The following is a 24,364-nucleotide window of genomic DNA, read 5'->3' on the forward strand; positions in this document are numbered from 1 at the left end:
AACATGCAGTCGGAGTATCCATGACAGATTCCCTTGAAAGCCGCCTTGCCGCGAAGGGCCTCAAGCTTCCCGCCGCGGCGGCGCCGGCGGCCAATTATGTCGCTTATGTCACCTATGGCAACATCCTCCAGACCTCCGGCCAGCTGCCGATGGCCGATGGTGGCCTTGCGGTCACGGGTACGCTGGGCGACAACGTAAGCCTGGAGAAGGGGCAGGAAGCCGCCCGCCATTGTGCGTTGAACATCCTGGCCCAGGCCAAGGCCGCCCTCGGCGGAGACCTGACGCGGATTCGCCGCCTGTTGAAGCTGACCGTCTTCGTGGCCAGTGCGCCCTCCTTCACCGACCAGCACAAGGTTGCCAACGGGGCATCCGACCTGTTGGTCGAGCTTCTGGGCGATATCGGCAAACATTCGCGTTCCGCAGTCGGCGTCCCGGCGCTTCCGATGGGAGCCGCGGTCGAGATCGAGGCGGTGTTCGAGATTGCCTGACAGCCCCCTATCCGCGATCGACTGGCTGACGCGGCGCCCCATCGCCCATCGCGGCCTGCACGACGGCAATCAGACGATCGCTGAAAACTCCATGGCGGCGTTCCGCGCCGCCATGGAGGCAGGCTACGCCATCGAATGCGACATCCACATCGCGGCCGACGGTGTTCCGGTCGTGTTCCACGATGGCGATCTTTTTCGCATGGCGGGCCTTGAGAAGGACGTATCGAGCCTCGGCTCGGCCGAACTGGGTGCGCTACGGCTGGCCGGCACGCAGGATGGCGTGCCGACGCTCGCCGCCCTCATGGAACTCGTCGCAGGGCGTGTTCCACTGGTGGTCGAGATGAAGGGCACCAGCCCGGCGCTGGACGCCGGATTCGTGCAGGCCCTGACACCGACGATCGACGCCTATGACGGCCCGCTCGCGCTCATGTCCTTCGACGACTGGCTGCTTGCCGATGCCTTGCCGTTGCGGCGCAAGGTGCCGCTGGGGCTGACCGCCGAGGGCACGCGCGACGAGAAGCTGGCCGCGCACCGCGCCATCGTGGAACGGGGCTGCGACTTCGTTTCCTACAATGTGCACCACCTGCCCAATCCCTTCGTTGAATGGGTGCGGCAGGAACTCCATCTACCCGTCATAAGCTGGACGGTGCGCACGCCGGACGATGTGGAGCGCAGCCGCACCTATGTCGATCAGATGACGTTCGAGGGCTTCCTCCCGCGATAGGTCTTCGGCCTGTCGTTTCCGGCGGCCCGCGACAGGTCGGGAGATTCCATGACCGTCAACACAGATGAGAACCGTTCCGGCGGCGCGTCGAGCGGGCTTACCCTCCGCGTGGCCGACCGTGTCACCGCGTTGGATGCGGACCGCTGGAACGCACTTGCCGCACCGGACGGGCGTGGCAATCCCTTTCTGTGCCACGCCTTCCTCGATGCGCTGGAGCGGTCGGGCAGTGTCGGCGAGGATACCGGGTGGCTGCCCCAGCACCTGCTGCTCGAACGCGATGGCGCCCTGATCGGCGCGGTTCCCGCCTATCTGAAGCTGCACAGCCAGGGCGAGTATGTCTTCGACCATGGCTGGGCGGACGCCTTCGAACGCGCCGGCGGCAACTATTATCCCAAGCTCCAGATCGCCGTCCCGTTCACGCCCGCCACCGGCCCGCGCCTATTGGCGGGCAACGGTGACAACGCCGCACGCGAACTTCTGGCGCAGTCCATCATCGCCTATGTCGGCCAGACCGCCTTGTCCTCGGCCCATGCGACGTTCGTCGTCGATCACGATGCCGCCGCCTTAGCTGAAGCCGGGCTGCTGGAGCGTCTCGACATTCAGTATCACTTTTTCAATCGCGGTTATGCGTCGTATGAGGACTTCCTTGCAAACCTTTCATCCCGTAAAAGAAAGTCTCTCAAGCGCGAACGCCGGGACGCGTTGGCCGAGGGCATCGAGGTCGAATGGCTCAGCGGCTCTGCGCTGACGGAAGAGGCGCTGGACGCCATGTTCGCCTTCTACATGGACACCGGCAGCCGCAAATGGGGGCGCCCCTATTTGAACAGGCACTTTTTTCGCCTGATCGCCGAAACGATGGCGGATGAGATCCTGCTCGTGATGGCGCGCCGCGACGGGCGTTACATTGCCGGCGCGATGAACGTCATCGGCCCGGATCGGCTCTATGGGCGCTACTGGGGCTGTATCGAGGACCACCCCTTCCTGCATTTCGAGCTTTGCTATAACCAGGCGATCGACTACGCGCTGGCGCACGGGCTGGCCGTCGTGGAAGCCGGCGCACAGGGCGATCACAAGATTGCCCGGGGGTATGAGCCGGTGCTCACGCGGTCCTACCACTACATTGCACATCGGGGGCTGCGGCGGGCCGTTGAGGAGCATCTCGTGCGCGAGCGGCGCGCCATGATCGCCGAGCAGGTATCCCTTGCGACGGAGACACCGTTCCGCAAGGGTGAATGACAACGACGACCGGACATCAGGGACAGGGTTCGAGCATGACGACCGCGTATCAGGACGACAATATCTTCGCACGCATCCTCAAGGGTGAGATCCCATGCGTCAAACTGTTCGACCTGCCCGAGGCCATCGGGATCATGGACGTCATGCCGCAATCGCCCGGCCACTGCCTCGTGCTGCCAAAGGCGCCATCGCGCAACCTGCTCGACGCCGAAGACGAGACCCTGGCGCAGCTTCTGCCCATCGTTGCCCGGCTGGCCCGGGCCGTAAAGGAGGGCATGGGCGCCGATGGAATCGTGGTGTCCCAGTTCAACGAGGCGGCCGGCGGGCAAACGGTGTTCCACCTCCATATCCATGTCGTTCCCCGCTACGACGGCGTGGAATTGAAGGCGCACGCCTCCGGCATGGCCGATAGCGGCCTTCTCGAGGAACAGGCGCGCAGGATCCGCGCCGCGTTCAGATGAGCCCTTCCTGCCAGGCGCCCGTCAGCAACACGGCCTGCGAGGCCAGGATGCCGGCAACGATGCTATGCCGGGTTGCGAGGTAAACCCCGAACCCGATGCAGACCGCGCCGACGCGCCATGCCATCGCGATCTCCTCCAGCGTGCCGCCGGGATAGAGGACCAGCCGGGCGATCACGGCCGCCACCAGGGCCGTGGCCACGGCACGCACCAACGCGACAGCGGGCGAGCGTTCCGACATGCGGCCGGCCGACAGCACGCCGAGAAAGCGCCAGATGTCGGTTGGCAGCCATCCTGCGAGAAGGATGAAGAGATAGGGCCACCACGGCTGCTGCAGCCCGAAGAATGTCAGTTCAGCCATGTCGGGCCTCCATCCGGCCGATGGCGAAGGCGATGAGCCCGCCGACGATGCCCGCGATCAGGATGTCGAAACCCGGGGCAAGCCAGTGCGCGACAGGCAGGAGTGCCATGCCGACGAAGAGGCCGTAGCGGCCCGAGGCCTCCCGCGCCGATCCGAAGAGAGACAACAGGAAATAGACCGGCGTCAGAAACGCCAGGGCGCCGGCCACCAGCGGTGGGAAATGGCCCATCAGATTGAACGCGATGGCCACCACCATCGTATTGATCAGCGTCAGCGTTACCGCGAACCCGGCAAAGAATACGGGCCGCCTGTCGCGGGGAACCGCGTGCAGATGCTCCATCGCGAAGACCCAGCAGGTGATCGCCACGAAATGCGACAGGAACAGCATGCTCCAGCGGCTGCTGCGCGGCGCCCGCAGTTCGGGCATGAGCGCCACGACCATCGGCATGAGGCGAACCGACGACAGGGCTACGGCAAGCGCCGCGGCAGGCAGGGAAAGACCTGCGGTGATGGCGCCGACCACGATGATCTTGGCCGGCAGAGCCCAGATGGCGAACGTCATGAAGGTTGCGTGGAGCCAGTCAATGCCCGCCTCGCGGGCCAGCCCCGCGAATCCGACCATCGATACGGTCAGGATCAACGCCGGCACCGAGAGGATGCCGCGCATTCCCCGCAGGAACCAAGCGGCTCCGGACGCATCTCCCCCCGGCACAGTCACCATCGGCACGGCCCCTCCAAGACGGTCATCACCTACACTTGGTAAGGGTGACTTGCTACCCGAAATAGCACCGAACACGAAGAAGGGGCCGCAAGGCCCCTTCCCGATCCACGTCGCAAGGACGGGCTGCTACTTGTTGCGCGGCACCTTCGGCACCGTGCCGCTGCGCCGTGCCTCGGACTGCTTCGCGTCGGGCCGCGAGGCGGCTTTCGGCGGGGATGCGACGGCGACATCGCCGCCATCGTAGTCATCCTGCTCTTCCTCGACGCGGGCCTGGCGGCGGTTGCGACTCTCGGTGGCCTTGCGGCGCGCCGGTGCATCGTCGGCGATCGCCTCCAGCTTGAGCTCCCGTCCATCGGCGCCATCGGCAACGGACACCTTCACGGTGCCGCCACGCTTCAGCTTTCCGAACAGGACCTCGTCCGCCAGCGGCGTCTTGATGTATTTCTGGATCACCCGCCCAAGCGGCCGCGCACCCATGTTCTCGTCGTAGCCCTTTTCCGCAAGCCACACGATGGCTTCCGGCTCGAGCTCGAAGGTCACGCCACGATCGGAAAGCTGAGCCTCGAGCTGCATGACGAACTTCTGGACGACCTCATGGATCACCGGCGTCGGCAGCGGCGCAAACGGAATGATCGCGTCCAGACGGTTGCGGAACTCCGGCGTAAACAGCCGGTTGATCGCTTCCATATCGTCCCCTGTCCGCTTGGCGGAGGTGAAGCCGATGGACGCCTTCTGCAGATCCGCCGCACCGGCATTCGTGGTCATGATCAGAATGACGTTGCGGAAATCGATGCGCTTGCCGTTGTGATCCGTCAGCTTTCCATGGTCCATGACCTGCAGAAGGATGTTGAACAGGTCGGGATGCGCCTTCTCTATCTCGTCCAGCAGCAGCACGCAGTGCGGATGCTGGTCGACGCCGTCGGTCAGAAGCCCGCCCTGGTCGAAACCGACATATCCGGGAGGTGCCCCGATAAGCCGCGAAACCGTGTGCCGCTCCATATATTCCGACATGTCGAAGCGCAGGAGCTCGATGCCGAGCGAGGCGGCAAGCTGTTTTGCCACTTCCGTCTTTCCGACGCCGGTGGGGCCCGAGAACAGATAGCTGCCGATCGGCTTCTCGGGCTCGCGCAGGCCGGCCCGCGACAGCTTGATCGCCGCCGTCAACATGTCGATGGCCGTATCCTGCCCGTATACGACACGCTTCAGCTGCGCATCGAGATTGGCCAGCACCGCCTCGTCATCCTTGGAAACCGATTTAGGCGGTATCCGCGCCATGGTAGCGACGGTGGCCTCAATCTCCTTGACACCGATCTGCTTCTTGCGCCGGGATTCCGGAAGGAGCATCTGGGACGCACCCGTTTCGTCGATGACGTCGATCGCCTTGTCGGGCAACTTGCGGTCATTGATGTAGCGGGCCGACAGTTCCACGGCAGAGCGGATCGCCTCATTGGTGAACCTGACGTGGTGGAACTCTTCGAAATAAGGCTTCAACCCCTTCAGGATCGAAACAGCGTCGTCGATGCTCGGCTCCTTGACGTCGATCTTCTGGAAGCGGCGCACCAGCGCCCGGTCCTTCTCGAAGAACTGGCGGTACTCCTTGTAAGTGGTTGATCCGATGCACCGGATCGCCCCGGAGGACAGGGCCGGCTTCAACAGGTTGGACGCGTCCATCGCGCCGCCCGAGGTGGCGCCCGCACCGATGACGGTGTGGATCTCGTCGATGAAGAGGACGGCACCGGGGTAATCCTCCAGTTCCTTTACGACCTGCTTGAGCCGCTCCTCGAAGTCACCGCGATAGCGCGTGCCGGCAAGCAGCGTTCCCATATCCAGCGAGAAGATGGTGGCGTCGGCCAGCACCTCGGGTACGTCGCCCTCCACGATCCGCTTGGCCAGGCCCTCGGCGATCGCGGTTTTGCCCACGCCCGGATCGCCCACATAAAGCGGGTTGTTCTTTGAGCGGCGGCACAGCACCTGGATGGTGCGGTTGATCTCGTCGGCGCGGCCGATCAGCGGATCGATCCGCCCCGTGCGCGCTTTTTCGTTCAGGTTGACGCAGTAGGCGCTGAGCGCATCCTGCTTCTCCTTGCGGCGTCCTTCTTCCTCGTGCGACTGCCCCATGGTCGATTGCTCGTCCTCAGCTCCGCGAACGGATCGGCTTTCGGCGCCACCGGGTCGCTTGGAAATTCCGTGGGAAATGAAATTAACGGCATCGTATCGCGTCATCTCCTGCTCCTGCAGGAAGAAGGCGGCATGGCTTTCCCGTTCGGCGAAGATGGCGACCAGGACATTGGCGCCCGTCACCTCCTCGCGGCCGGAGGACTGGACATGGATGACGGCCCGCTGGATGACCCGGTGGAAACCGGCCGTCGGTTTGGAATCCTCGTCGCTGCCGGTGACGAGGTTGGCGAGTTCGGTGTCGATGTACTCGACCAGGGCTCCGCGCAGCGTGTCGATATCGACACTGCAGCCACGAAGCACGGCCGCGGCGTCCCCGTCCTCCAGCAACGCCAGGAGAAGATGCTCCAGGGTGGCGAATTCCTGGTGACGCTCATTGGCGAATGTCAGCGCCTGATGGAGCGACCGTTCGAGACTGGGAGAAAATGTAGGCAAGCTTCACCTCAATTCTTTTCCATCACGCATTGCAGCGGATGTTGGTGCTGACGGGCGAAATCCATGACCTGCGTGACCTTCGTCTCCGCGACCTCGTATGTGTAAACTCCGCACTCACCGACACCATGCTTATGCACATGCAGCATGATCTGGGTGGCTGCTTCCCTGTCCTTCTGGAAGAAGCGTTCGAGAACATGAACGACGAACTCCATCGGAGTGTAATCGTCGTTGAGGAGAAGGACCCTGTAAAGGCTCGGCCGTTTGGTCTTCGTCTTGGTACGCGTGATGACCGACGTGCCGCGATCCGAGTCGTCGCCATTGCCCGCCTGTCCCGCTTGCATGAATATTACCGATTGCGCCTCGACCAAGTCCGTGTCTCTCAATGCCACCATCGTCATGGATCGATATGTAAGCATTAGCGCCGCCATTTTAAGGCGCCCGCCGATGCGATATGTCGATGCCATGGCCTCAACCAACAAACGGATGGTCGCCCCGTTTCGCAGCGCGCGCAAGGGGCGCGGTTGCCGCTTGCCGCTGCATCGGCCGAGACGGACAAAAAAAAACCGCGCCCGTTGCCTGACGCGGTTTGCAACATGTGTCGGGCGGTGCGCGTGGTGCGCACCCGCCGGATGGTCAGGCCTTGAAGGCCTGCGGCTTCGGGACGCTGTTCATGACGCCTTCGAAGGGCTTGTAGCTTTCGCGCGCCATGTCCGAGCAGATTTCGCCCATCTTCGTCGCCTGCGAAACCCAGGCTTCGTAAGCTGCCTTGGCGTAATCGGCCTGCAGCTCGAACATTTTGTCCAGGGTACGAACCTGCGTCATCTTCTCCACCAGCTCGGTGGACTGCTCGTAGGAGCGCTTGGTGTAGTCACCGGTCTCCGATGCCAGCATCTGAAGTCCGCGCGTCATGGCCGAAACCGACTTCAGCGCGCCGTCCATGGCATCCTTCCCGAACCGGCTGGTGTCGTCATAAACCGTCATAATCCACTCCCTTCGATCGATGTGCTGCAATGCAACAATACCAGCCCTTTATATTGCATTGCACAATGAAACGCAATGTATTGTGCGTTGCGGTCGATCGAGGAATCGCCGACCCTCAAGGCATGTCATACAGTGGCCACGGGAATTCGGTGGAAGTTGCAAACGAACCTTCAACCATAAACGGATTGGTAAGGCTGCTTCTCTACGGTTGGACGGTGACAGTTGCAGAAATGCCCCGGCGACTCGCCGCGGGGGCGCCACCCGAAGCAAGAGAGCCTCGAACGTGCTAGTCTTCCGTACACGTCTGAAAGCCGCCCTGACCGGTCTGGCGCGCACCTGCGCGGTGGCCCTGGTGGGAACCGGCATCGTCCTGTCCGCGACCGCGGGCAAGGCATCGGCGAACGAGAAATATGCCGCTTTCGTCGTCGATGCGAACAACGGCAAGGTTCTCTTCAACCGCTTCGGCGACGATCTGCGTTACCCGGCGTCCCTCACCAAGATGATGACGCTCTATCTGATGTTCGAGGCGCTGGAGACCGGGCGCGCCAAGCTTTCGACGCCGATGAAGGTGTCGGCCTACGCCTCGTCCCGGCCGCCGACGAAGCTCGGCGTGCGCGCCGGTGGCACCCTGACGGTGGAAGAAGCCATCTACGGCCTCATCACCCGTTCGGCCAACGATGCCTCCATGGTGATCGCCGAGTATCTGGGCGGGACCGAAACCCGCTTTGCCGAGATGATGACATCCAAGGCCCGAGGCCTCGGAATGTCGCGCACCACGTTCCGCAATCCGCACGGCCTGCCCAATGCCGGCCAGCAAACCACGGCGCGCGACATGGCGACGCTCGGCATCGCCCTCCGGGAGCATTTCCCGCAATATTACAAGTACTTCTCGACCCGCTCCTTTAATTTCCGCGGGCAGACGATCAATGGCCACAACCGGCTGCTCGGCCGGATCGAAGGGGTGGACGGCATCAAGACCGGCTACATCAACGCTTCGGGCTACAACCTCGTCAGCTCTGTCGCCACCGGCAACAAGAAGCTCGTCGCCGTGGTGATGGGCGGTCGCACCGGCGCCTCCCGCGACGCGCACATGGCCGAGCTCATCAAGACGTACCTGCCGCAGGCCAGCGGCCGCTCCGGCGGGCCACTCGTCGCATCCTGGTCGCCCACGGGTCGCAGCGCGGCGCCGGGCGCGGTTGCGTCCGCCTCCCGTGTCGCAGACCTTCCGAAGACGGGGCCTCTCCCGACCCTTCGTTCCGAATCGATCGACAGCCGCGTCGCGACCGCCTACGGCACCAATGCCGCCGGCGCGGTGGCCGACGCCATCGCGACGCCGTCGGGCCGCCCCTCGATGGGGCGGGATGCCCTTCGTGCCGCCATGGCCGAGCGCAGCCAGGCCCAGCGCTTGTCGGTTCCGACCGCCAACGCCCTCGCGGCCGAGCCGAGCCGCCCTGCCCGTGCCACCCGCCCGCTGGAAGCGCCGCAGATGGCGCCGGTACGCAGCGGCATGCCGGGTGCTCCGGTTCCCCGGGCGCCGATCCCGTCGGCATCGATCGACCACTCGCCCACCGGCTCCATCGCCTCTCCCGTTGCGGAAGCGGTCAAGTCCCGCAGCTGGGTCGTGCAGATTGCCGCGACGCCCGCCCGCGAAACAGCGGACGCCATGCTCGACGAGGCGCGGCTGATTGCCGGCGCGGCCCTGGCGAACGCCCGCCCGGTCACCGAGATCGTCGCCAACGGCAATGACAAGCTCTACCGCGCCCGCTTCGCCGGCTTCGACTCCAAGGAGGAAGCCGACGCGGCCTGCAGCGCGCTGCAGACCCGCTCCTACCCCTGCTACGCAGTCGCCAACTGACCCAGACGAGACGAGACGAAGGTGCACCATGCTGACGGCTGAACCCGAATCCAAGGCCACCGAAACGGCCGCGAATGCGCGCCCGGCTATGGGAGGCACCTTCATCGGCGACGCCGCCGCACATCTGTCGGACCTGCGCGATGGCCGCTCGCGGCTGCGCGCCAAGGACCTCGTCAGCCTGCTGCTGTGCCATGGCGCACGCGCCTGGCGGTCGTCTCAGCCGGCCACGCGGGTCCGCATACGGGTCGGCTCGCCGCTCGGCGGACGGGCGTTGTCGTTGCGCATGGGTGGCGCCAAGGGCTGAAGCTACAGCAGGCCGAGCGCGGCGAGTTCCCGCCTGAGTTCGGGCGGCAGGGCCGCAATCGAGGCGTCGTCCGCCCCAAGGTCCGGTGGCGCATCCTCGACGGTCAGATAGCGCCAGCCTTGAAAGGCGCGGCGCGGCTGCCAGGCCGTCCGCTGGAAGACGGGTTCCAGCACGATATGACAGCGCTCTATGCCGTCGGCTTCGGTGACGGCGTCGAAACGGCGGATTGGCTGTCGCAGCTGGACATTGCCCTTGATGACCCAGTACAGCGAGCCGCCGCCCAGTATCTCGTCGGCGCGCTTGGGCCTGACGCGGGTACGATGCGTCTGCTCGGCCGGAAGGCCGGCCGCGCGGGCGGCGGCAAGCCGCATGGCGACGTGGCTTTCCAGATCCTCGACGGTGTCGACGCCGACGCACAGCTTAATCATGTTGAGCACCATGGCAGCGTCTTGCCGCCGGACGTGATCGCGGTCAAGACAGGGTTTCGCGAAAGGACCCATCCGACAGAAGGTATTCCCAGATGAGCTTCCTCGACGCCTTCGATACGCTCAACCGGATCGCCTTCCTGGTCTTCATCGGCGGCTGGATCGTCTACAGCTACATTGCCGACCGCAGCCCGCTGAGCCGCCGGGGTCTGACCGCCCGAATGAACGAGCAGCGCTCGGTCTGGATGGAGACCATGTTGCGGCGCGACCTCCGGATGATCGACACCGCCATCATGGCCGGCCTGCAGCAGGGCACGGCCTTCTTCGCATCGAGTTGCATTTTCGCCATCGGCGGTTGCTTCGCGCTTATGGGCTCGGCGGAGCAGATCGCCGTCATCGCGCAGGACCTTCCCTTGTCGGGCCTTGCGGACAGGGCGCAGGTCGAGTTGAAGCTTTTGGGCGTCATGGTCATCTTCGCCCTGGCATTCTTCCAGTTCGGCTGGGCCTATCGCCTGTTCAATTATTGCACCATCCTGGTCGGCGCGGTTCCCATGCGCATGGAAGCGGATGCCGATCCCGACGCCGCCACCATGGCGCTGGAACGCGCCACGCGGATGAACATAATCGCCGGCCGGCATTTCAACACCGGGCTGCGGACCATCTTCTTCGGGGTCGCCTATCTCGGCTGGTTTCTGGGCCCCGTCGTTCTCATGGCCACGACCATCGGCCTTTCCGTCATCCTGTTTCGCCGCCAGTATTTTTCCGACGCGCGTCGCGCCCTTGCCCCTTCAGGACCAAACCATTGATCCAGCATATCGCCTCGCATTCCCAAATCCGCGATACCGTCCTGCGTATGCTGGATGAACGCGAGCCCCCCAAGACCGTCTGCCCGTCCGAGGTCGCGCGGGGGTTGGCCGGGTCCGACGAAAAGGTCTGGCGGCTCCTGATGCAGCCCGTTCGGCGGGCCGTCGTGGAACTGGCGGGGGAAGGCCGTGTCGGCGTCTATCGCAAGGGACGGCTGGTCGACCCGCAGGATTTCAAGGGCATCTACCGTATCGGACGCCCGAGCGGCGGCTCAGGCTCCGGGTAGCAAGACGTCCGTGCGGCCGGACATCCAGTATGCCGCAAGGCCGATATACTCGCGAATTGCGAAGTGCACCTTTTCGACGTTTCGGATATTGGCGGCCGATGGGCGCCAGATGGCCGCGCCGGCCGGCGTGCGATAATCCACCGGCCACGGGACCACGTCGAAGCCGGCCACCCGGAAGCAGCCGACGGCACGCGGCATGTGAAATGCGGATGTGACGAGAAGCCACACTTCGCCGGGTTTCGGCTGGGCCATCTGACGGGTGTACACGGCGTTTTCGAAGGTATCGCGGGAGCGATCCTCCAGCTCGATCCGGCTCGGCTCCACGCCGAGGCTTTCCATCAGGCGCCCGGCGACGCCCGCCTCGCTGATGTCGTCGAACAGCACGGCGGCCGTGCCGCCTGAGAAGATCAGCCGTGCCTCCGGAAAGCGACGTGCAAGGGCGACACCCTCGGTCACACGGTCCGCCGCGTCGTTGAGTTCGGGCTCGCCGCGCGTGCCTGCGACACGGGTATCGAGCGATCCGCCGAGCACGATGATTCCATCCACCTTCCCAGGCAGGGGTGGCCGCTGGATACGGTTTTCCAACCCGCTCATCATCAGGAGGCCAAGCGGCGAAAGACCGATCAGCAGCAGCATCGCAAGGCCCGTGCCCGAAACCCAGGCAGCCGTCCTGCGCCAGCCTGCAATGCCTGCGACGAAGCCGAGGGCGATCACGATCATCACCACGGACAGGGGCTGGACGACGAACCAGAAAATTTTGGAAAGGTAGAAGAACATGTGCGTTGGTACCCGCCCGATGGATGGATGCCGTCCCGGATAACAGACAAGCCTGTTGCGAGCGTGCCCTCTCCCCGCGATGCCCGACTTGCGGAACGGGTCGAAAGGTTACAAACAGCGTCTGGTGGAACGAGGGGTAGCGATGACGGCGAAAGCGGGCAGGAAACGAGGCCGTATCGAAATCCTGGATCTTCTGCGCGGCGTCGCGCTGATCGCCATGGCGGTCTACCACTTCACCTGGGATCTCGAATTTTTCGGCTACATTGCGCGTGGCACAGCCAATAGCGGCGGCTGGCGGCTGTTCGCGCGGGGTATCGCTTCCAGTTTCCTGTTCCTGGTCGGCCTGTCCCTGGTGCTGGCGCATCTGCGCGGCATACGTTGGCAGCCCTTCCTGACAAGGCTGGCGCAGATCGCCGCCGGCGCGGCGGCTATCACGGTCGCGACTCTTCTGTTTACGCCCGGCAGCTTCGTCTTCTTCGGCATCCTGCACCAGATCGCCGTCGGCAGCCTGATCGGCCTTGCCTTCGTGCGCCGCTCCACCTGGTTGGCCGTGGCGGCCGGCATCGCCGTCATCGCGCTGCCCAACCTGTTCACCACGCCCGTGATGAACCCGCGCTATCTGGCGTGGATCGGTTTTGCGTCGCAGGAGCCGATGTCCAACGACATCGTACCGATCTTTCCGTGGACCGGCATCATCCTGCTGGGCATCGGCTGCGGCCTCTGGCTGGCGCGCAACGATGGTTGGCTGAAGCTGAAATTGCTCAATCCGGCCATCCTGTCGACGCCATTGACGGCTCCGCTCCGATACATAGGCCGCCATTCGCTGGCGTTCTACCTGATCCACCAGCCGGTCAACCTCGCAGTGATCGCGACCTATTCCTATGTCATGCCGCCTGACCTGACGGCCGTCTTCCGGCAGGAATGCATCGCTGCCTGCTCGGCACAGCAGTCTGCCGAGACCTGCGAAGGCTATTGCGGCTGCGTGCAGACGGAATTGTCGGATGCCGGACTGATGGAGCCTTATCTTGCCAACCGACTGACCGAGGACCAGACGAACGATTTCCAGGACAGGATCGTCATGTGCACCGCACGGACCCTGCCCTGACGGCTTTCAGCCGTTGGGGGCGATACCCAGCTCCGCCATCCTGGTCAGGCATGCCTCTTCCGCCTGATCCAGTTCGGCCAGAAGCTCCTGGATGTCGCGGCGCTTCTGCTCCAGCTCGGCGCGTCGCTCGTTGATACGGCGCACGATGGCGCGCAGCTGCCCGGACTCGCCCGGCGGAGAGCGATACATCCCGATGATCTCGCGGATCTCGGCAATCGAAAAGCCCAGCCGCTTGCCGCGAAGGACGTTCTTCAGGAGCTGCCGGTCCGAATGGCGGAACAGCCGCGTCCGGCCGCGTCGGATCGGCGACAGGAGCCCCTCATCCTCGTAGAAGCGGATCGTACGTGTGGAAATGTCGAACTCGCGCGTCAGCTCGGTGATGGTGTAATAGTCGCGCATCGAATTCTCCAGCGTAATCCCGGGTTCTTTCTTATCAGATTTACGTAAAAGTCAATTGCCGGCCAGCCATCATCGCGCCAGGCCGAACCACCACGTGGACAGCCCGAGAAAACCGAAGAAGCCGACGACGTCGGTAACTGCCGTCACGAAGACGGCGGAGGCGATTGCAGGGTCCGCGCCGGCGCGGTTCAGCAGCAGCGGGATCAGGATGCCGGCCAGCGCCGCCGCGAGCATGTTGATGACCATGGCGACCGCAATCACGATGCCAAGGCTCATCTCGCCGAACCACAGCATAACGACCAGCCCGATCAGGAAGGCTATGGCCGTGCCGTTGAGAAGGCCCACCAGGACCTCGCGCCGCAGGATACGCCCGGAATTATGAATGTTGATGTCGCGCGTGGCGATGGCGCGCACGGTCACCGTCATCGTCTGTGCCGCAGCGTTTCCGCCCATCGAGGCCACGATCGGCATCAGCGCGGCCAGCGCCACCATCTGCTGGATGGTCCCGTCGAAAAGCCCGATGACGGACGCGGCCAGAAAGGCCGTGAACAGGTTCAGGAACAGCCAGGCGAACCGGGAGCGTGCCGCCGTCAGGACGGTATCGGATATCTCTTCGTCGCCGACGCCGCCGAGGCGACGGAAATCTTCCTCCGCCTCTTCCTGGATGACGTCGACGATATCGTCGATCGTCAGCACGCCGACGAGCCTTTCGTTCTCGTCCACGACGGCCGCCGACAGCAGATCGTACTGCTCGAAGATCTGCGCGGCCTCCTCCTGGTCCATTTCGGCCGGGATGGCGTGGCGCGTCGGATGCATGACGGATTCGATCTTCTCGGGCCGCTTGGCCCGGAGAATCTCGTGCAATGCCACCGCTCCGCGCAGCTTGAACGAGGGGTCCACCACGAAGACCTCGGAAAAGGTCTCGGGCAGATCGTCGTCCTCCCGCATGTAGTCGATGGTCTGGCCGACGGTCCAGAAGGGCGGTACCGCTACGAACTCGGTCTGCATGCGACGACCGGCGGATTCTTCCGGATACTCCAGCGCCCGGCGGAGGCGAAGCCTCTCGCGGAAGGGCAGCCGCCTGAGGATTTCGTCGCGGTCTTCGGCGTCGAGATCTTCCAGGATGTAGACGGCATCGTCCGATGCGAGCTCCGATACTGCGACGGCGACCTGTTCGGGCGGCATGGCATGGATCATCTCGAGGCGGATGGCCTCGTCCACCTCGGTCAGCGCGGTATAGTCGAAATCCTCCCCCATGAGGCGGACCAGAGCCTGGCGCTGCTCGGTCGTCAGATAGCCGAGGACTTCGCCAAGTTCCGTCTCGTGCAGGCCGCCGATCGCGTTGCGCAGGTCGATCGCGTCGTCGTGGGCCAGCGCCTCGCGGACACGGTCCATGAACGCGTGAAGGATATTGCCCTCATCATCGTAGATGCCGGAAGCGACCGGGGCTTCACCCTCGGGGATTTCCTTCATGTCGCCCTCGGCCAACGGCACCCCCTGTGAAACGAACCGGATAACAACGCACCTACATTTCCGCACCGCATGTTGCACCCCTTAAACGCGCGGTTTACCCCATGCAGAGACGAAGAGCGCCCCGGCGACGCGGCACTGCAACACATGGCGGACCATGAGCGGTTTCAAAGAGCGGCACTACGACTATCTGAGGGATCCGGAGGCGATCTACGCACGCTCCTTCGACACCATCCGGACGGAAGCGGACCTGTCGCGCTTCACCGCAGATGAGGCCGATGTCGCCACCCGCATCATCCACGCCTGCGGCATGGTGGATATCGCTGCGGACATCGGTTTCACGCCGGGTGCCGTTGCTGCGGGCATGGAGGCCCTGCGGGCCGGGCGCGCCATCTTCTGCGATGTCCAGATGGTGGCGCGCGGCATCATCCCGCGGCTGCTGCCGAACGGCGTGGACATCGTCTGCACCCTCGACGATGCCGGGGTGGCGGACCGCGCCAGGGCCTTGCGGACGACGCGCAGCGCCGCCGCGGTGGACATCTGGGCCGAGCGCATCGACGGCGCCATCCTGGTGTTCGGCAATGCGCCCACGGCACTGTTCCGGCTCCTGGAATGCGTGTCGCAGGCCGATGCCCGGCCGGCGCTGGTGGTCGGCATGCCGGTCGGCTTCGTGGGCGCGGTCGAATCCAAGCAGGCGCTGGCCGAGCGCCCGGAGCTGGCATCCATTATCGTCCACGGACGACGCGGCGGCAGCGCGATGGCCGCCGCGACCCTCAACGCAATCGCCATCCTGTCACGCGCCGCTTCGTGAGGCGGCGCCGAGGCCGATCTCGGCCAGTATTTCCTGCGTGTGCTGCCCAAGCCGTGGCGAAGGCCGCGACAGGGCCAGGTCCGCGTCGGAAAAGCGGATTGGTGTCCTGACGCCGGGCACGGTGCCGCCAAGCGCGGCGTCCTCCGCCATGGCGATCCGCATGCCGCGCGCGATGACCTGCGGATCTGCGAAGACATCGGACACGCTGTTGATCGGCCCGGCAGGAACCCCGGTAGCCTCCATCATCGCCAGGAAGTCATCGCGCCCGTAGGCGGCGATCAGGGGCGCCAGCAGTCCGGTGAGCCGGTCCCGCGATCCGACACGGGCGGCGTTGGTGGCAAAGTCCGGTTCGGCGGCAAGGCCGGGTTGGCCCAGGGCCTGGCACAATCGCGCAAACTGACCGTCGTTTCCGACGGCAAGGATGACATGGCCATCGGCGACGGCGAAGACCTGATAGGGCGCGATGTTGGGATGGGCATTGCCCATGCGGTGCGGGCTGACGCCGGAAACAAGGTAGTTGAGCGCCTGGTTGGCCAGAACGCCGGTCATGCAGTCCAGAAGGGCCATGTCGATATGCTGCCCCCTGCCCGTCCTTTCGCGTTGGGCAAGGGCCGCCTGGATGGCGATGACGCCGTAGAGACCGGTGAAGATATCGGCGAAGGCGACGCCGATCTTCTGCGGCTCTCCGTGCGGATCGCCGGTCAGGTCCATGATGCCGCCAAGCCCTTGCACGATGTAATCGTAGCCGGCGCGGTGCGCATATGGCCCATCCTGGCCGAAGCCGGTAATGGAACAATAGACGAGCCGGGGGTTCAGCGCCGAGAGGCTCTCATAGTCGAGCCCGTATTTTCGAAGGCCGCCGAGCTTGAAGTTTTCGATGACGACGTCGGCGCCGGCCGCAAGGCGGCGGGCGGCATCGCGCCCATGTTCCGTCGAAAAGTCCAGCACGACCGAGCGTTTGCCGCGGTTGCACGCATGAAAATAAGCCGCACTGAGGTGGTCGCCGTCGATGCCGGGCACGAATGGGGGGCCCCAGCTGCGGGTGTCGTCACCGCCCGGCGCCTCCACCTTGACCACGTCCGCCCCCAGGTCGGCGAGCGTCTGGCCGATCCAGGGCCCGGCAAGAATCCTGGCAAATTCGACGACCCGGAGGCCGGCAACCGGTGCTTGCATGGCGTGCGCAATCCCAAAATCGTTTCGGCGGCCCCGGTGTGACACGGGGCCGAACATGGGGCAAGCGCAACGAATCAATTGCAAGTTTTTGTTTACAGGATAACTGTTTTTCTCCTTCGGAGGGCCACGCCCTCCGGCTTCGATACCGGCGCGCCAGGACGGCCTGCAGCCTGCCCTGTCCGCGGCAGAAATTCGATCATGCAGAGTCGTTCGGACAGCAGCATCAAAGGAAGTGACTCAGTTGCAACTATTTGTCGTCCGAAGGGCATTGATGCACTTCCGCGTTACAACACAATAAGGGCGGTGTACTATCGTCCGGACAAGTCCCAGTAAATCCTCCCATCGCACCAGGAGCCTCCCGATGACCTTCCAGTTCTCGACCCCTTCCCAGACCTCCCTCCTCTCCACGGCCGGCATCGGCCTGCCCGACCGCGACGCCTGGACGCCGCTATACTCTGACGTCGATCTGTCGCTCGACCGCGACGCCGGCATCTACTGGTGTCACCTGCAGCCGCAGTCGCGGCCCAGCGTCACTCCGGAACTGCTTCGCGACGTGACATCGATGCAGTCTTTCCTGCGCAACCGCATGGCGCAGACGCCCGAAAACGAACTGCCATTCAAGTATTTCGTCGTCGCTTCGCGGTCCACCGGCATCTTCAACCTCGGTGGCGATCTTCGCCTCTTCGCCAACGCGGTTCGCAAGGGGCAGAAGCTTCTGCTCCAGAAGTATGCCCATTCCTGCGTCGATATCGTCTGGAACAACGTGGTCAGCTACGACCAGCCGGTCGTCACCATGGCGCTCGTGCAGGGTGATGCCTTGGGCGGCGGCTTCGAGACGGCTTTGTCCTGCAACGTCATCGTGGCCGAGCGCAGCGCCCGTTTCGGCCTGCCGGAAGTCCTGTTCAACCTCTTCCCGGGCATGGGCGCCTACAGCCTGATCGCCCGGCGCATCGGCGCCGTGGAAGCGGAGCGCATGATCCTCAGCGGCCGCATCTACACCGCGGAAGAACTGCACCGCATCGGGCTCGTCGACGTTCTGGCCGAAGACGGTGAAGGCGAGGCGGCGTTGCGCGCGTGGTGCGCACGGCAGTCGCGCAGCCACAACGCCATGCAGGCGGTGTTCCGCACTCGCAACCGGGTGGCCGGCATCTCGCTCCAGGAGCTGCGCGATGTCGTCGACATCTGGGTCGATGCCGCGATGCGTCTTGCGCCGTCCGATCTGAAGAAGATGGAGCGCCTTGCCGCCGCCCAGGATCGTCGCTGCAACATAGCCCGCGAGCAGGACGCGCTGATTGCGGCTGAATGAGGCGGTCAGGCGCCCTGATCGCGGTCGGAGATCAGAAGCGGCCGACGCGCATGCTGACGCAACAGGATCGAGCGGGCGGTTTCAAACTCCTGCTCGATCCTTTCCACGACGCCGGGCCCGGTCTTGACCAGTTCCTGCGACGATTGCGGACGCCAGTTGCGGCACGATTCCGCCACGCGGAGCACACCGATATTGCCCGCGCCGCTCTGAAGCGCGTGCGCCTTCTCCGCATACCCGGCGACATCGCCGGCCGCGACAACCTCCCGCAGCTCCAGCAGCAGCGCGCTGCCATCCGTCAGGAAGTCGGAAATAACCGCTGCAACGAAGGCCGGGCCGCCTAGGGTCTCGAGGTTCTTCAACATCGCCGTGTCGACATGCTGGTCACCTTCGCCGGCGCGTGCCGACGGCACCTCCGTCTCGCTGACGAGCTTCAGGTCCGCCACCGGCCTTCGATTTTCTTCCAGGGCGGCACCGTCGCCGTGCTCGGCGAACAAAAGGTCGATCTTGTCGAGCAAGGCAGGCCCGTTGACGGGCTTCGTCAGGCAGGCGTCCATGCCGGCTCCCACCGCGCGGTCGCTTGCCGCCCTGGTGGCGTCGGCGGTCAGGCCGACGATCGGCAGATGTGGCCGGCCAAGCGACATCATGCGAAACAGCTTGGTGGATTCCACGCCGTCCATGCCCGGCATGTTCAGGTCCATCAGCACGAAATCGACACCGCCCGCCTCCATGGCGTCGAGGGCCGCCTCGCCGTCGCCGACGACCTTGACGTGGTGCCCACCCGCTTCGAGTATCCGGCTGATGACCTTCTGGTTGACGCGGTTGTCGTCGGCCAGAAGGATGCGCAACCCCTTTTCGCGGCGCACGATGGTAGAATGGCTACCCGATGCGGCTTCCGTAGCGCGCCTTACCAGTCGCATCGCGTGCATGAGATCCTCCCCGAAGCGTTCCTCGCCGACGATGCAGGGAACGATGTGCCTGACAGCCGCCGCCGGGAGCCCGTTGGACCGGCGGGATATACCGAATATGCCTGTCGGAGCGGCCGTCTTGAGATGTGAAACGAACTGCGCCGGATCGGCCTGTTCCGGCCAGCCGTCCTCCATCTCGACAAGCAGCACCACGCGATGCCGGATTTCGTCCGGGGCCGGCAGCACGATCTGCGTTACGGCCTGCTCCACCGTCCCGGCCAGTACGGCGATACCGCTGTCGCGCTGTATCACGGGCGGCACGACGCCGCCATAGACATCCGACGGATCGAGAAGGATCACCTTCGTCTCGGACAGGAGCGAGCCGACGGGCGCTTCCGCTTCCGTGGCCTTGCGCACGGGGATACGCACGCGGAACAGGCTGCCCGTGCCCAGGCTGCTGCTGACCTCGATCTCGCCGCGCTGCAGCTCCACCAGTTCCCGCACGATGGCAAGGCCGAGCCCCGTGCCGCCGAAGCGGTTGAGAATGGTCGCGTTGGCCTGCGTGAACCGCTTGAAGATGACCTGCTGCTCCTCATCGGTCATGCCGATGCCGGTATCCTCGACCTCGAACAGCAGCGACGGCCCGCCCTTGCCCTCGACATAGTCGACGGACAGGGTCACGGACCCGGTTTCGGTGAACTTGATCGCATTGCCGACGAGGTTGATGAGAACTTCCCGCATGCGCCGCTCGTCGGCGGTCAGCAGCGACGGCGTGCGTGCGGTCGCGAACAGGTGGAACGCGATGTCCTTCGCCCGCGCCTGCACGGCTCCGACGTCGCGCACACCCGCCAGAAGCTCCAGCGGATCGAAGGTCACGGGCGTCAGTCGCAGACGGCCGGATTCGATGCTGGACAGATCGAGAAGGTCGTTGATCTGCGACAGGAGCGCGCTCGAGGCGACGCGGATCGTATCCACCATGTCGCGCTGATCGCGCCGGAGCGTGGTGTCCACGAGCAGGTCCGTCGATCCCATGATGGCGTTGAGCGGGGTTCGCAATTCGTGGCTGACGCTGGTGAGGAAGGCGGATTTCGCCCGGTTTGCCTGCTCGGCGGCCTCCTTGGCGCGTGAGAGGCTGCGGATCAGCGTTGCGGCATAGAGCGGCAGGATGACGATGCCGCCGAGAAGGCCACCCGACAGGAGCGGCTGGCTCTGCCAGTAGGGCGAGCTGAGGATGACCGCCAGGAAGCCGAGCGTACCGGCCACCGTTGCGGAATAAAGATAGGCTTCGCCATAGCGGAAGCCGTTGCCGAGGATGATCCAGTAATAGAACGGGTAGAGTATGGCGACGGAGCCCTGCCCGATGGCAAGGCCGAACGACAGGAGCACGAGGTCGACGGCCATCGCGACGATGCGACGGACAGTGGATATCCCCGGTCGCCATAGCAGATGCGCCAGAAGAAGCGTGGCCGAGATCAGGTAAAGCACGGCGATCAGGCGCGCCGCGAAGGCGGTTTCCCCCCGGGGCATGAAGAACAGCGTGAAGATCAAAATCGCGAGAGAGATGACGGCACGGTTGAGCGTGATCTCGTGTTCGCGATCTGGGCGCCTGCGAAACCAGGCCGCCCATTCTTTGATAATCACACTCAAAGCTCGTTCTGATCCGCCGTTAAGCCGTTCTCGTTTGTTGTCTTATGCGGCGTTGCCGACCGCCTGCCTGTTGTCGAGCAGCGCCCGCAGACAGGCGTCGGCGGCCACCGGACGTCCGAGATAGAAACCCTGCGCCAGTTCGCATTTTTCCTCTTTGAGGAAGGCGAGCTGCTCGGCGGTTTCCACACCTTCGGCCACCACGTGCAGCTTCAGCCCATGAGCCAGCCTGATGATCGCACGCACGATGGCGGCGTCCGCCTCGCTGCCCGGGATTGCCTCCAGAAACCCGCGATCGATCTTGATTGCGTCGATGGGCAGCATCTTGACCCGGAGCAGCGACGAATATCCCGTTCCGAAATCGTCGAGTGTCAGCCGGATGCCCATGTTGTGCAGTACGGCCAGGCGCGGGGTCGGGTTCTGTACCGGATCGAAGAACGTGTTCTCCGTCAGCTCCAGTTCCAGATTGGACGATGGCAGGCCGGTGTCGGCCAGCACACGCGACACCATCTTCGGAATGTCGTCGTAATTGAACTGAACCGGCGCCAGATTGACGGCCATGGTGAGGCTTTCGAAGCCCATGGACCGCCATTCCTGCGCCTGCCGGCATGCTTCTCGCAGGACCCAGTCGGAAATGGGCGCGATCAGCCCCGTCTCTTCGGCGACGCTCAGGAACTCTGCCGGCGACAGCAGCCCGCGTTGCGGATGCTGCCAGCGTATCAACGCCTCCACGCCGGAGATCCGGCGCGTGGCGATATCCACCTGCGGCTGGTAATGCAGCACGAACTCGCCCCGCGCCAGTGCATCGCGCATGGCCGCCTCCAGCAGGGAGGATTCCTTGATGCGGGCCCGCAGGTCGGCGGCGAAGACGCTGTATCGGTTGCGGCCTTCGGATTTGGCCTGGTACATCGCCAGATCGGCATTCTTGAGAATTTCGTTGACGTCCTGGCCATGCGGGCCGATCAACGCGATGCCGAGGCTTGCCGTGGCGTTGACCCTGTGGCGGGCGACGTCGATCGGGTCGGACAGGGTGGATACGATCCGGCGGGCCAGCGATTCCGCTTCCGAAACGTCGGAGATCCCCTCCTGCAGAAAAGCGAACTCGTCGCCGCCCAGGCGGGACAGGGTCGTGTTCTCGTCGATCAGCAGCTTCAACCGCTGGGCGATCGACTGCAGGAGCTGATCGCCGACATAATGGCCGAGCGTATCGTTGACGGTCTTGAAGCGGTCGATGTCCAGAAGGTGCAGCGCATGCATGCGCCCCGGCCGGGCCGGCTCCAGCAGAAGCGACTGGACGCGGTTCGACAGATAGGTCCGGTTGGGCAGGCCGGTCAGCCCGTCATGAAGGGCCAACTCGCGCAGGCGCTCGTGCGCCATCTTCTGCTCGCTGACATCGAGCGACGAAGTCAGCACGCCGACGACCTTGCTGTTGGCATCCATCAGCGGCGACTTCGTCGTCAGGAAGTAGCGTTCGCTCCCCTCGGGAGACTGGATCGCTTCCTCGTAGGCAGGGTGCGGCAGGCCCCGGGTCAGGACGCTGCGCTCCACCTGGCGAAGCCGCGCAACGTCCGTCCCCGCCAGAAGCGTTTCCGCGGGAAGGCCGACGCAGGCGGCCGGATCGCGGCCCGAATAGACGGCAAACATCGCATTCACGAAGACGCATCGGCCATCGCGATCGGTGGCGCTGATGAGCGCCGGCACCGTATCGATGACCTGCGCCAGTTGCTCGCGACTGTCGCGCACGGCGATCTGGCGGAAATACTCGCTGTCCAGCAATCGGCGCTCCAGCGCCTGCGCCTTCAGCTTGACGCTCTGCTGCTGGCGGCGGAACTTCAGGAAGTTGCGCGCCCGGCTGACGAACTCTTCGTGGTTGACGGGCGTCTGCAGAAAGTCCGTGGCGCCGGCCTCGAGCGCCATGAGCCGAAAACTGAGATCCTCGTAGGCCGTCAGCACGATGATGGGAACGTCGGCGGAGTTGGGCATGTCGCGCAGCCGACGGGTCAACTGGGCGCCGTCCATGCCCGGCATCTTGTAGTCCGTAATGATGAGGTCCGGCTCGCCTTCTTCGAGCCAGTCGAGCATCCGGAACGGGCTTGCGAAGGTTTTGACGTTGACGTCCTCTCCCGCGAGCTTCGACAGGCGAGAGTATATCCTTTGGTTGCTGCCTTGATCATCAACAACGACTATCAATGACATGAGTGCGAACGCCTTGTTTAAACGCTCCGACATCCGGAGTGCTGTTTCGGCACCGGTAAACGGGCCAAGTAAAAACTTACTTTACCGTTTCGGCCAAAGGAAGGAAAACGGAATTACAACCGGCATGGCATGCTGTGGAACGCTCTTACACGGGGTCCGTGGCCCTCGTAAACTTGCCCTTGCCGCTCCTTTTGGCCGCATAGAGCGCGCTGTCGGCCGCGCGCAGCAGTGGCTTGAGATCGACCTGCCCGGCTGTATCGGGCTCGGCGAAGGCGATGCCGATGCTGACGCCGATGAAGTGGATGTCGACGCCCGCGACATCGTAGGGCGCCCGCAGATCCTGCATCAGGCGCAGCGCCATCCTGTCGGCCGATGCCTCGTCGTCGCACAGGCAGATGAAGACGAATTCGTCGCCGCCGATGCGCGCCGCTCCCGCCTCGGCGGAACAATGCTCCTGGAGGCGGTCGGCGGCGGCGCTCAGAACGGCGTCGCCGACGTCGTGGCCGAAATCGTCATTGACCGCCTTGAAGCCGTCGAGGTCCATGTACATGAAGGCGACCAGCCGTTCGGACCCCGCCGCCCTGGCGGCGATACGACGCAGTTCCGCAGCAAGCCCGACCCGGTTGAGCAGGCCCGTCAGCGCGTCGTGGCGGGATAGGAGAGCGTGCTGGCGCTCGGCTATCATCGTCGCGACGAGGATCGATTTCAAGACATAGGCAGCGCGGCACATGCTGAGGATATAAAAGGGTATCTGCACCAACCCGAGCAGCAGCAACGGCTCACCGGTGAAGGGCAGCGCAAAGCAGGCGGGGCCGAAGGCCAGCACCATCATGGCCGATGCCAGGCGCGGCGTGCCGAAATTGCGGATGCAGATTCCGCCGATCATGGCGGCCGACGACATCATGGCCATGGTGGACGCCACCCAATCGCCGGACAGGAGGCATATGAAGCTGCCGTAACCGACGCCGGCCGCCCAGGCGAGCGACAGCATCATCATGCCATCCGTATGGGTGTCGCGGCCAAGCCGCGCCAGACGCCTGGAACGGATAAGCAGATAGACGCGGGCCAGGCAGATGGCGATTTCGAGGCATACCCAGACGTAGAAGCGGGGAGCGTCGATGCGGATCGCGATGAACGCCGAGACGAGGACGGTGTTGGCCACCCCGCCCAAGAAGATCGGGATGGTGCCATAGAGGCCGCCCAGAAGGCGGTCCCTGACCTCCAGGGGCGCATCCTCCGAAATATGGCCCAGCCATCGGCCCGCTGCCGTCTTCGGAAGGGAGTGGCCCTTGAAGGCAGTTGAAGCCCGGTTGTTCTTCAAGCGG

The 24,364-nt window shown here is 64.4% G+C and carries 24 protein-coding genes; 11 read left to right on the plus strand and 13 right to left on the minus strand.

The genetic code is table 11. The features are described from left to right. Positions 1–20: 20 nt before the first annotated feature. Genes IGS74_RS13185 through IGS74_RS13200 form a run of 4 tightly spaced genes read left to right on the plus strand, consistent with a single transcriptional unit; the run spans position 21 to position 2,909 of the window. Positions 21–488 (plus strand): RidA family protein, encoded by a 468-nt coding sequence (locus IGS74_RS13185; protein WP_192386711.1) that lies wholly within the window; start codon positions 21–23, stop codon positions 486–488. Continuing rightward, positions 481–1,212, plus strand: coding sequence for a glycerophosphodiester phosphodiesterase family protein (locus IGS74_RS13190; RefSeq protein ID WP_246722551.1), 732 nt, complete (start codon positions 481–483; stop codon positions 1,210–1,212). The genes IGS74_RS13185 and IGS74_RS13190 overlap by 8 nt, the downstream gene beginning before the upstream one ends. A gap of 48 nt (positions 1,213–1,260) precedes the next feature. Then, a complete protein-coding gene (locus tag IGS74_RS13195; RefSeq protein WP_192386713.1) occupies positions 1,261–2,448 on the plus strand; it encodes a GNAT family N-acetyltransferase in 1,188 nt (395 codons plus the stop codon). Positions 2,449–2,483: 35 nt separating this feature from the next. Further along, entirely contained in the window at positions 2,484–2,909 is a 426-nt protein-coding gene (locus tag IGS74_RS13200) for an HIT family protein (protein ID WP_039194374.1), read from the plus strand. On the opposite strand, the gene IGS74_RS13205 is transcribed toward IGS74_RS13200, so the two are convergent. The 5 genes from IGS74_RS13205 to IGS74_RS13225 all read right to left on the minus strand — a co-directional run bounded on the left by IGS74_RS13205 (position 2,902) and on the right by IGS74_RS13225 (position 7,579). Beyond that, positions 2,902–3,267, minus strand: a complete 366-nt coding sequence (locus IGS74_RS13205; RefSeq protein ID WP_192386715.1) for an AzlD domain-containing protein — start codon at positions 3,265–3,267, stop codon at positions 2,902–2,904. The two genes, IGS74_RS13200 and IGS74_RS13205, sit on opposite strands and share 8 nt — an antisense overlap. Next, positions 3,260–3,988, minus strand: coding sequence for an AzlC family ABC transporter permease (locus IGS74_RS13210; RefSeq protein ID WP_192386717.1), 729 nt, complete (start codon positions 3,986–3,988; stop codon positions 3,260–3,262). Before IGS74_RS13210 ends, IGS74_RS13205 begins: the two co-directional genes overlap by 8 nt. Before the next feature lie 126 nt (positions 3,989–4,114). Beyond that, the gene (gene clpA / locus IGS74_RS13215; RefSeq protein ID WP_039193665.1) at positions 4,115–6,598 is read right to left on the minus strand and encodes an ATP-dependent Clp protease ATP-binding subunit ClpA; all 2,484 of its coding nucleotides are present in this window, start codon (positions 6,596–6,598) and stop codon (positions 4,115–4,117) included. Between the two features lie 8 nt (positions 6,599–6,606). Beyond that, positions 6,607–6,939 carry an ATP-dependent Clp protease adapter ClpS gene (clpS, locus tag IGS74_RS13220; protein ID WP_039194371.1) on the minus strand — a complete coding sequence of 111 codons (333 nt, stop codon included), beginning with the start codon at positions 6,937–6,939 and terminating at the stop codon, positions 6,607–6,609. A gap of 292 nt (positions 6,940–7,231) precedes the next feature. Beyond that, complete coding sequence (locus IGS74_RS13225; RefSeq protein ID WP_192386719.1) at positions 7,232–7,579, minus strand: phasin family protein; 348 nt, start codon at positions 7,577–7,579, stop codon at positions 7,232–7,234. A gap of 283 nt (positions 7,580–7,862) precedes the next feature. Here IGS74_RS13225 and IGS74_RS13230 point away from each other — a divergent pair, with 283 nt between their 5' ends. Beyond that, positions 7,863–9,434, plus strand: coding sequence for a D-alanyl-D-alanine carboxypeptidase (locus tag IGS74_RS13230; RefSeq protein ID WP_246722552.1), 1,572 nt, complete (start codon positions 7,863–7,865; stop codon positions 9,432–9,434). Between the two features lie 28 nt (positions 9,435–9,462). Continuing rightward, the gene (locus IGS74_RS13235) at positions 9,463–9,738 is read left to right on the plus strand and encodes a hypothetical protein (protein ID WP_039193660.1); all 276 of its coding nucleotides are present in this window, start codon (positions 9,463–9,465) and stop codon (positions 9,736–9,738) included. A gap of 2 nt (positions 9,739–9,740) precedes the next feature. Here IGS74_RS13235 and IGS74_RS13240 read toward each other — a convergent pair whose 3' ends face one another. Beyond that, positions 9,741–10,178, minus strand: a complete 438-nt coding sequence (locus tag IGS74_RS13240) for a DUF1489 domain-containing protein (RefSeq protein ID WP_039193657.1) — start codon at positions 10,176–10,178, stop codon at positions 9,741–9,743. 80 nt (positions 10,179–10,258) lie between these two features. Between IGS74_RS13240 and IGS74_RS13245 the strand changes: the two genes are divergently transcribed. Both IGS74_RS13245 and IGS74_RS13250 read left to right on the plus strand, forming a co-directional pair. Further along, positions 10,259–10,969, plus strand: a complete 711-nt coding sequence (locus IGS74_RS13245; protein WP_039193655.1) for a DUF599 family protein — start codon at positions 10,259–10,261, stop codon at positions 10,967–10,969. Further along, a complete protein-coding gene (locus IGS74_RS13250) occupies positions 10,966–11,253 on the plus strand; it encodes a DUF3253 domain-containing protein (protein ID WP_246722553.1) in 288 nt (95 codons plus the stop codon). Before IGS74_RS13245 ends, IGS74_RS13250 begins: the two co-directional genes overlap by 4 nt. Here IGS74_RS13250 and IGS74_RS13255 read toward each other — a convergent pair. Next, entirely contained in the window at positions 11,239–12,030 is a 792-nt protein-coding gene (locus tag IGS74_RS13255; protein ID WP_192386723.1) for a YdcF family protein, read from the minus strand. The genes IGS74_RS13250 and IGS74_RS13255 overlap by 15 nt on opposite strands. A gap of 142 nt (positions 12,031–12,172) precedes the next feature. On the opposite strand from IGS74_RS13255, the gene IGS74_RS13260 reads away from it, so the two are divergent. Further along, on the plus strand, positions 12,173–13,135 hold the full coding sequence (locus tag IGS74_RS13260) for a heparan-alpha-glucosaminide N-acetyltransferase (RefSeq protein ID WP_192386725.1): 963 nt from the start codon (positions 12,173–12,175) through the stop codon (positions 13,133–13,135). Positions 13,136–13,141: 6 nt separating this feature from the next. Here IGS74_RS13260 and IGS74_RS13265 read toward each other — a convergent pair whose 3' ends face one another. Together IGS74_RS13265 and mgtE are read right to left on the minus strand one after the other, a co-directional pair. Further along, positions 13,142–13,534, minus strand: a complete 393-nt coding sequence (locus IGS74_RS13265) for a MerR family DNA-binding transcriptional regulator (protein ID WP_039193646.1) — start codon at positions 13,532–13,534, stop codon at positions 13,142–13,144. Positions 13,535–13,603: 69 nt separating this feature from the next. Next, positions 13,604–15,007 (minus strand): magnesium transporter, encoded by a 1,404-nt coding sequence (gene mgtE / locus IGS74_RS13270; protein WP_192386727.1) that lies wholly within the window; start codon positions 15,005–15,007, stop codon positions 13,604–13,606. A gap of 154 nt (positions 15,008–15,161) precedes the next feature. On the opposite strand from mgtE, the gene IGS74_RS13275 reads away from it, so the two are divergent. Then, the gene (locus tag IGS74_RS13275; RefSeq protein WP_192386729.1) at positions 15,162–15,815 is read left to right on the plus strand and encodes a precorrin-8X methylmutase; all 654 of its coding nucleotides are present in this window, start codon (positions 15,162–15,164) and stop codon (positions 15,813–15,815) included. On the opposite strand, the gene IGS74_RS13280 is transcribed toward IGS74_RS13275, so the two are convergent. Beyond that, positions 15,798–16,988 (minus strand): CaiB/BaiF CoA-transferase family protein, encoded by a 1,191-nt coding sequence (locus tag IGS74_RS13280; protein ID WP_192386731.1) that lies wholly within the window; start codon positions 16,986–16,988, stop codon positions 15,798–15,800. The genes IGS74_RS13275 and IGS74_RS13280 overlap by 18 nt on opposite strands. A 361-nt stretch (positions 16,989–17,349) precedes the next feature. On the opposite strand from IGS74_RS13280, the gene IGS74_RS13285 reads away from it, so the two are divergent. Further along, the gene (locus IGS74_RS13285; RefSeq protein WP_192386733.1) at positions 17,350–18,294 is read left to right on the plus strand and encodes a crotonase/enoyl-CoA hydratase family protein; all 945 of its coding nucleotides are present in this window, start codon (positions 17,350–17,352) and stop codon (positions 18,292–18,294) included. Between the two features lie 5 nt (positions 18,295–18,299). Here IGS74_RS13285 and IGS74_RS13290 read toward each other — a convergent pair whose 3' ends face one another. The 3 genes from IGS74_RS13290 to IGS74_RS13300 all read right to left on the minus strand — a co-directional run bounded on the left by IGS74_RS13290 (position 18,300) and on the right by IGS74_RS13300 (position 24,360). Further along, on the minus strand, positions 18,300–20,840 hold the full coding sequence (locus IGS74_RS13290; protein WP_192386735.1) for an ATP-binding protein: 2,541 nt from the start codon (positions 20,838–20,840) through the stop codon (positions 18,300–18,302). A 48-nt stretch (positions 20,841–20,888) separates the two neighbouring features. Next, positions 20,889–23,072: an EAL domain-containing protein gene (locus IGS74_RS13295; protein ID WP_082016167.1), complete on the minus strand. Its 2,184-nt coding sequence runs from the start codon at positions 23,070–23,072 to the stop codon at positions 20,889–20,891. Positions 23,073–23,184: 112 nt separating this feature from the next. Beyond that, the gene (locus IGS74_RS13300; protein WP_192386737.1) at positions 23,185–24,360 is read right to left on the minus strand and encodes a GGDEF domain-containing protein; all 1,176 of its coding nucleotides are present in this window, start codon (positions 24,358–24,360) and stop codon (positions 23,185–23,187) included. Between the last annotated feature and the right edge of the window lie 4 nt (positions 24,361–24,364).

The sequence above is a fragment of the Aureimonas sp. OT7 genome (assembly GCF_014844055.1).
GTDB lineage: Bacteria > Pseudomonadota > Alphaproteobacteria > Rhizobiales > Rhizobiaceae > Aureimonas > Aureimonas altamirensis_A.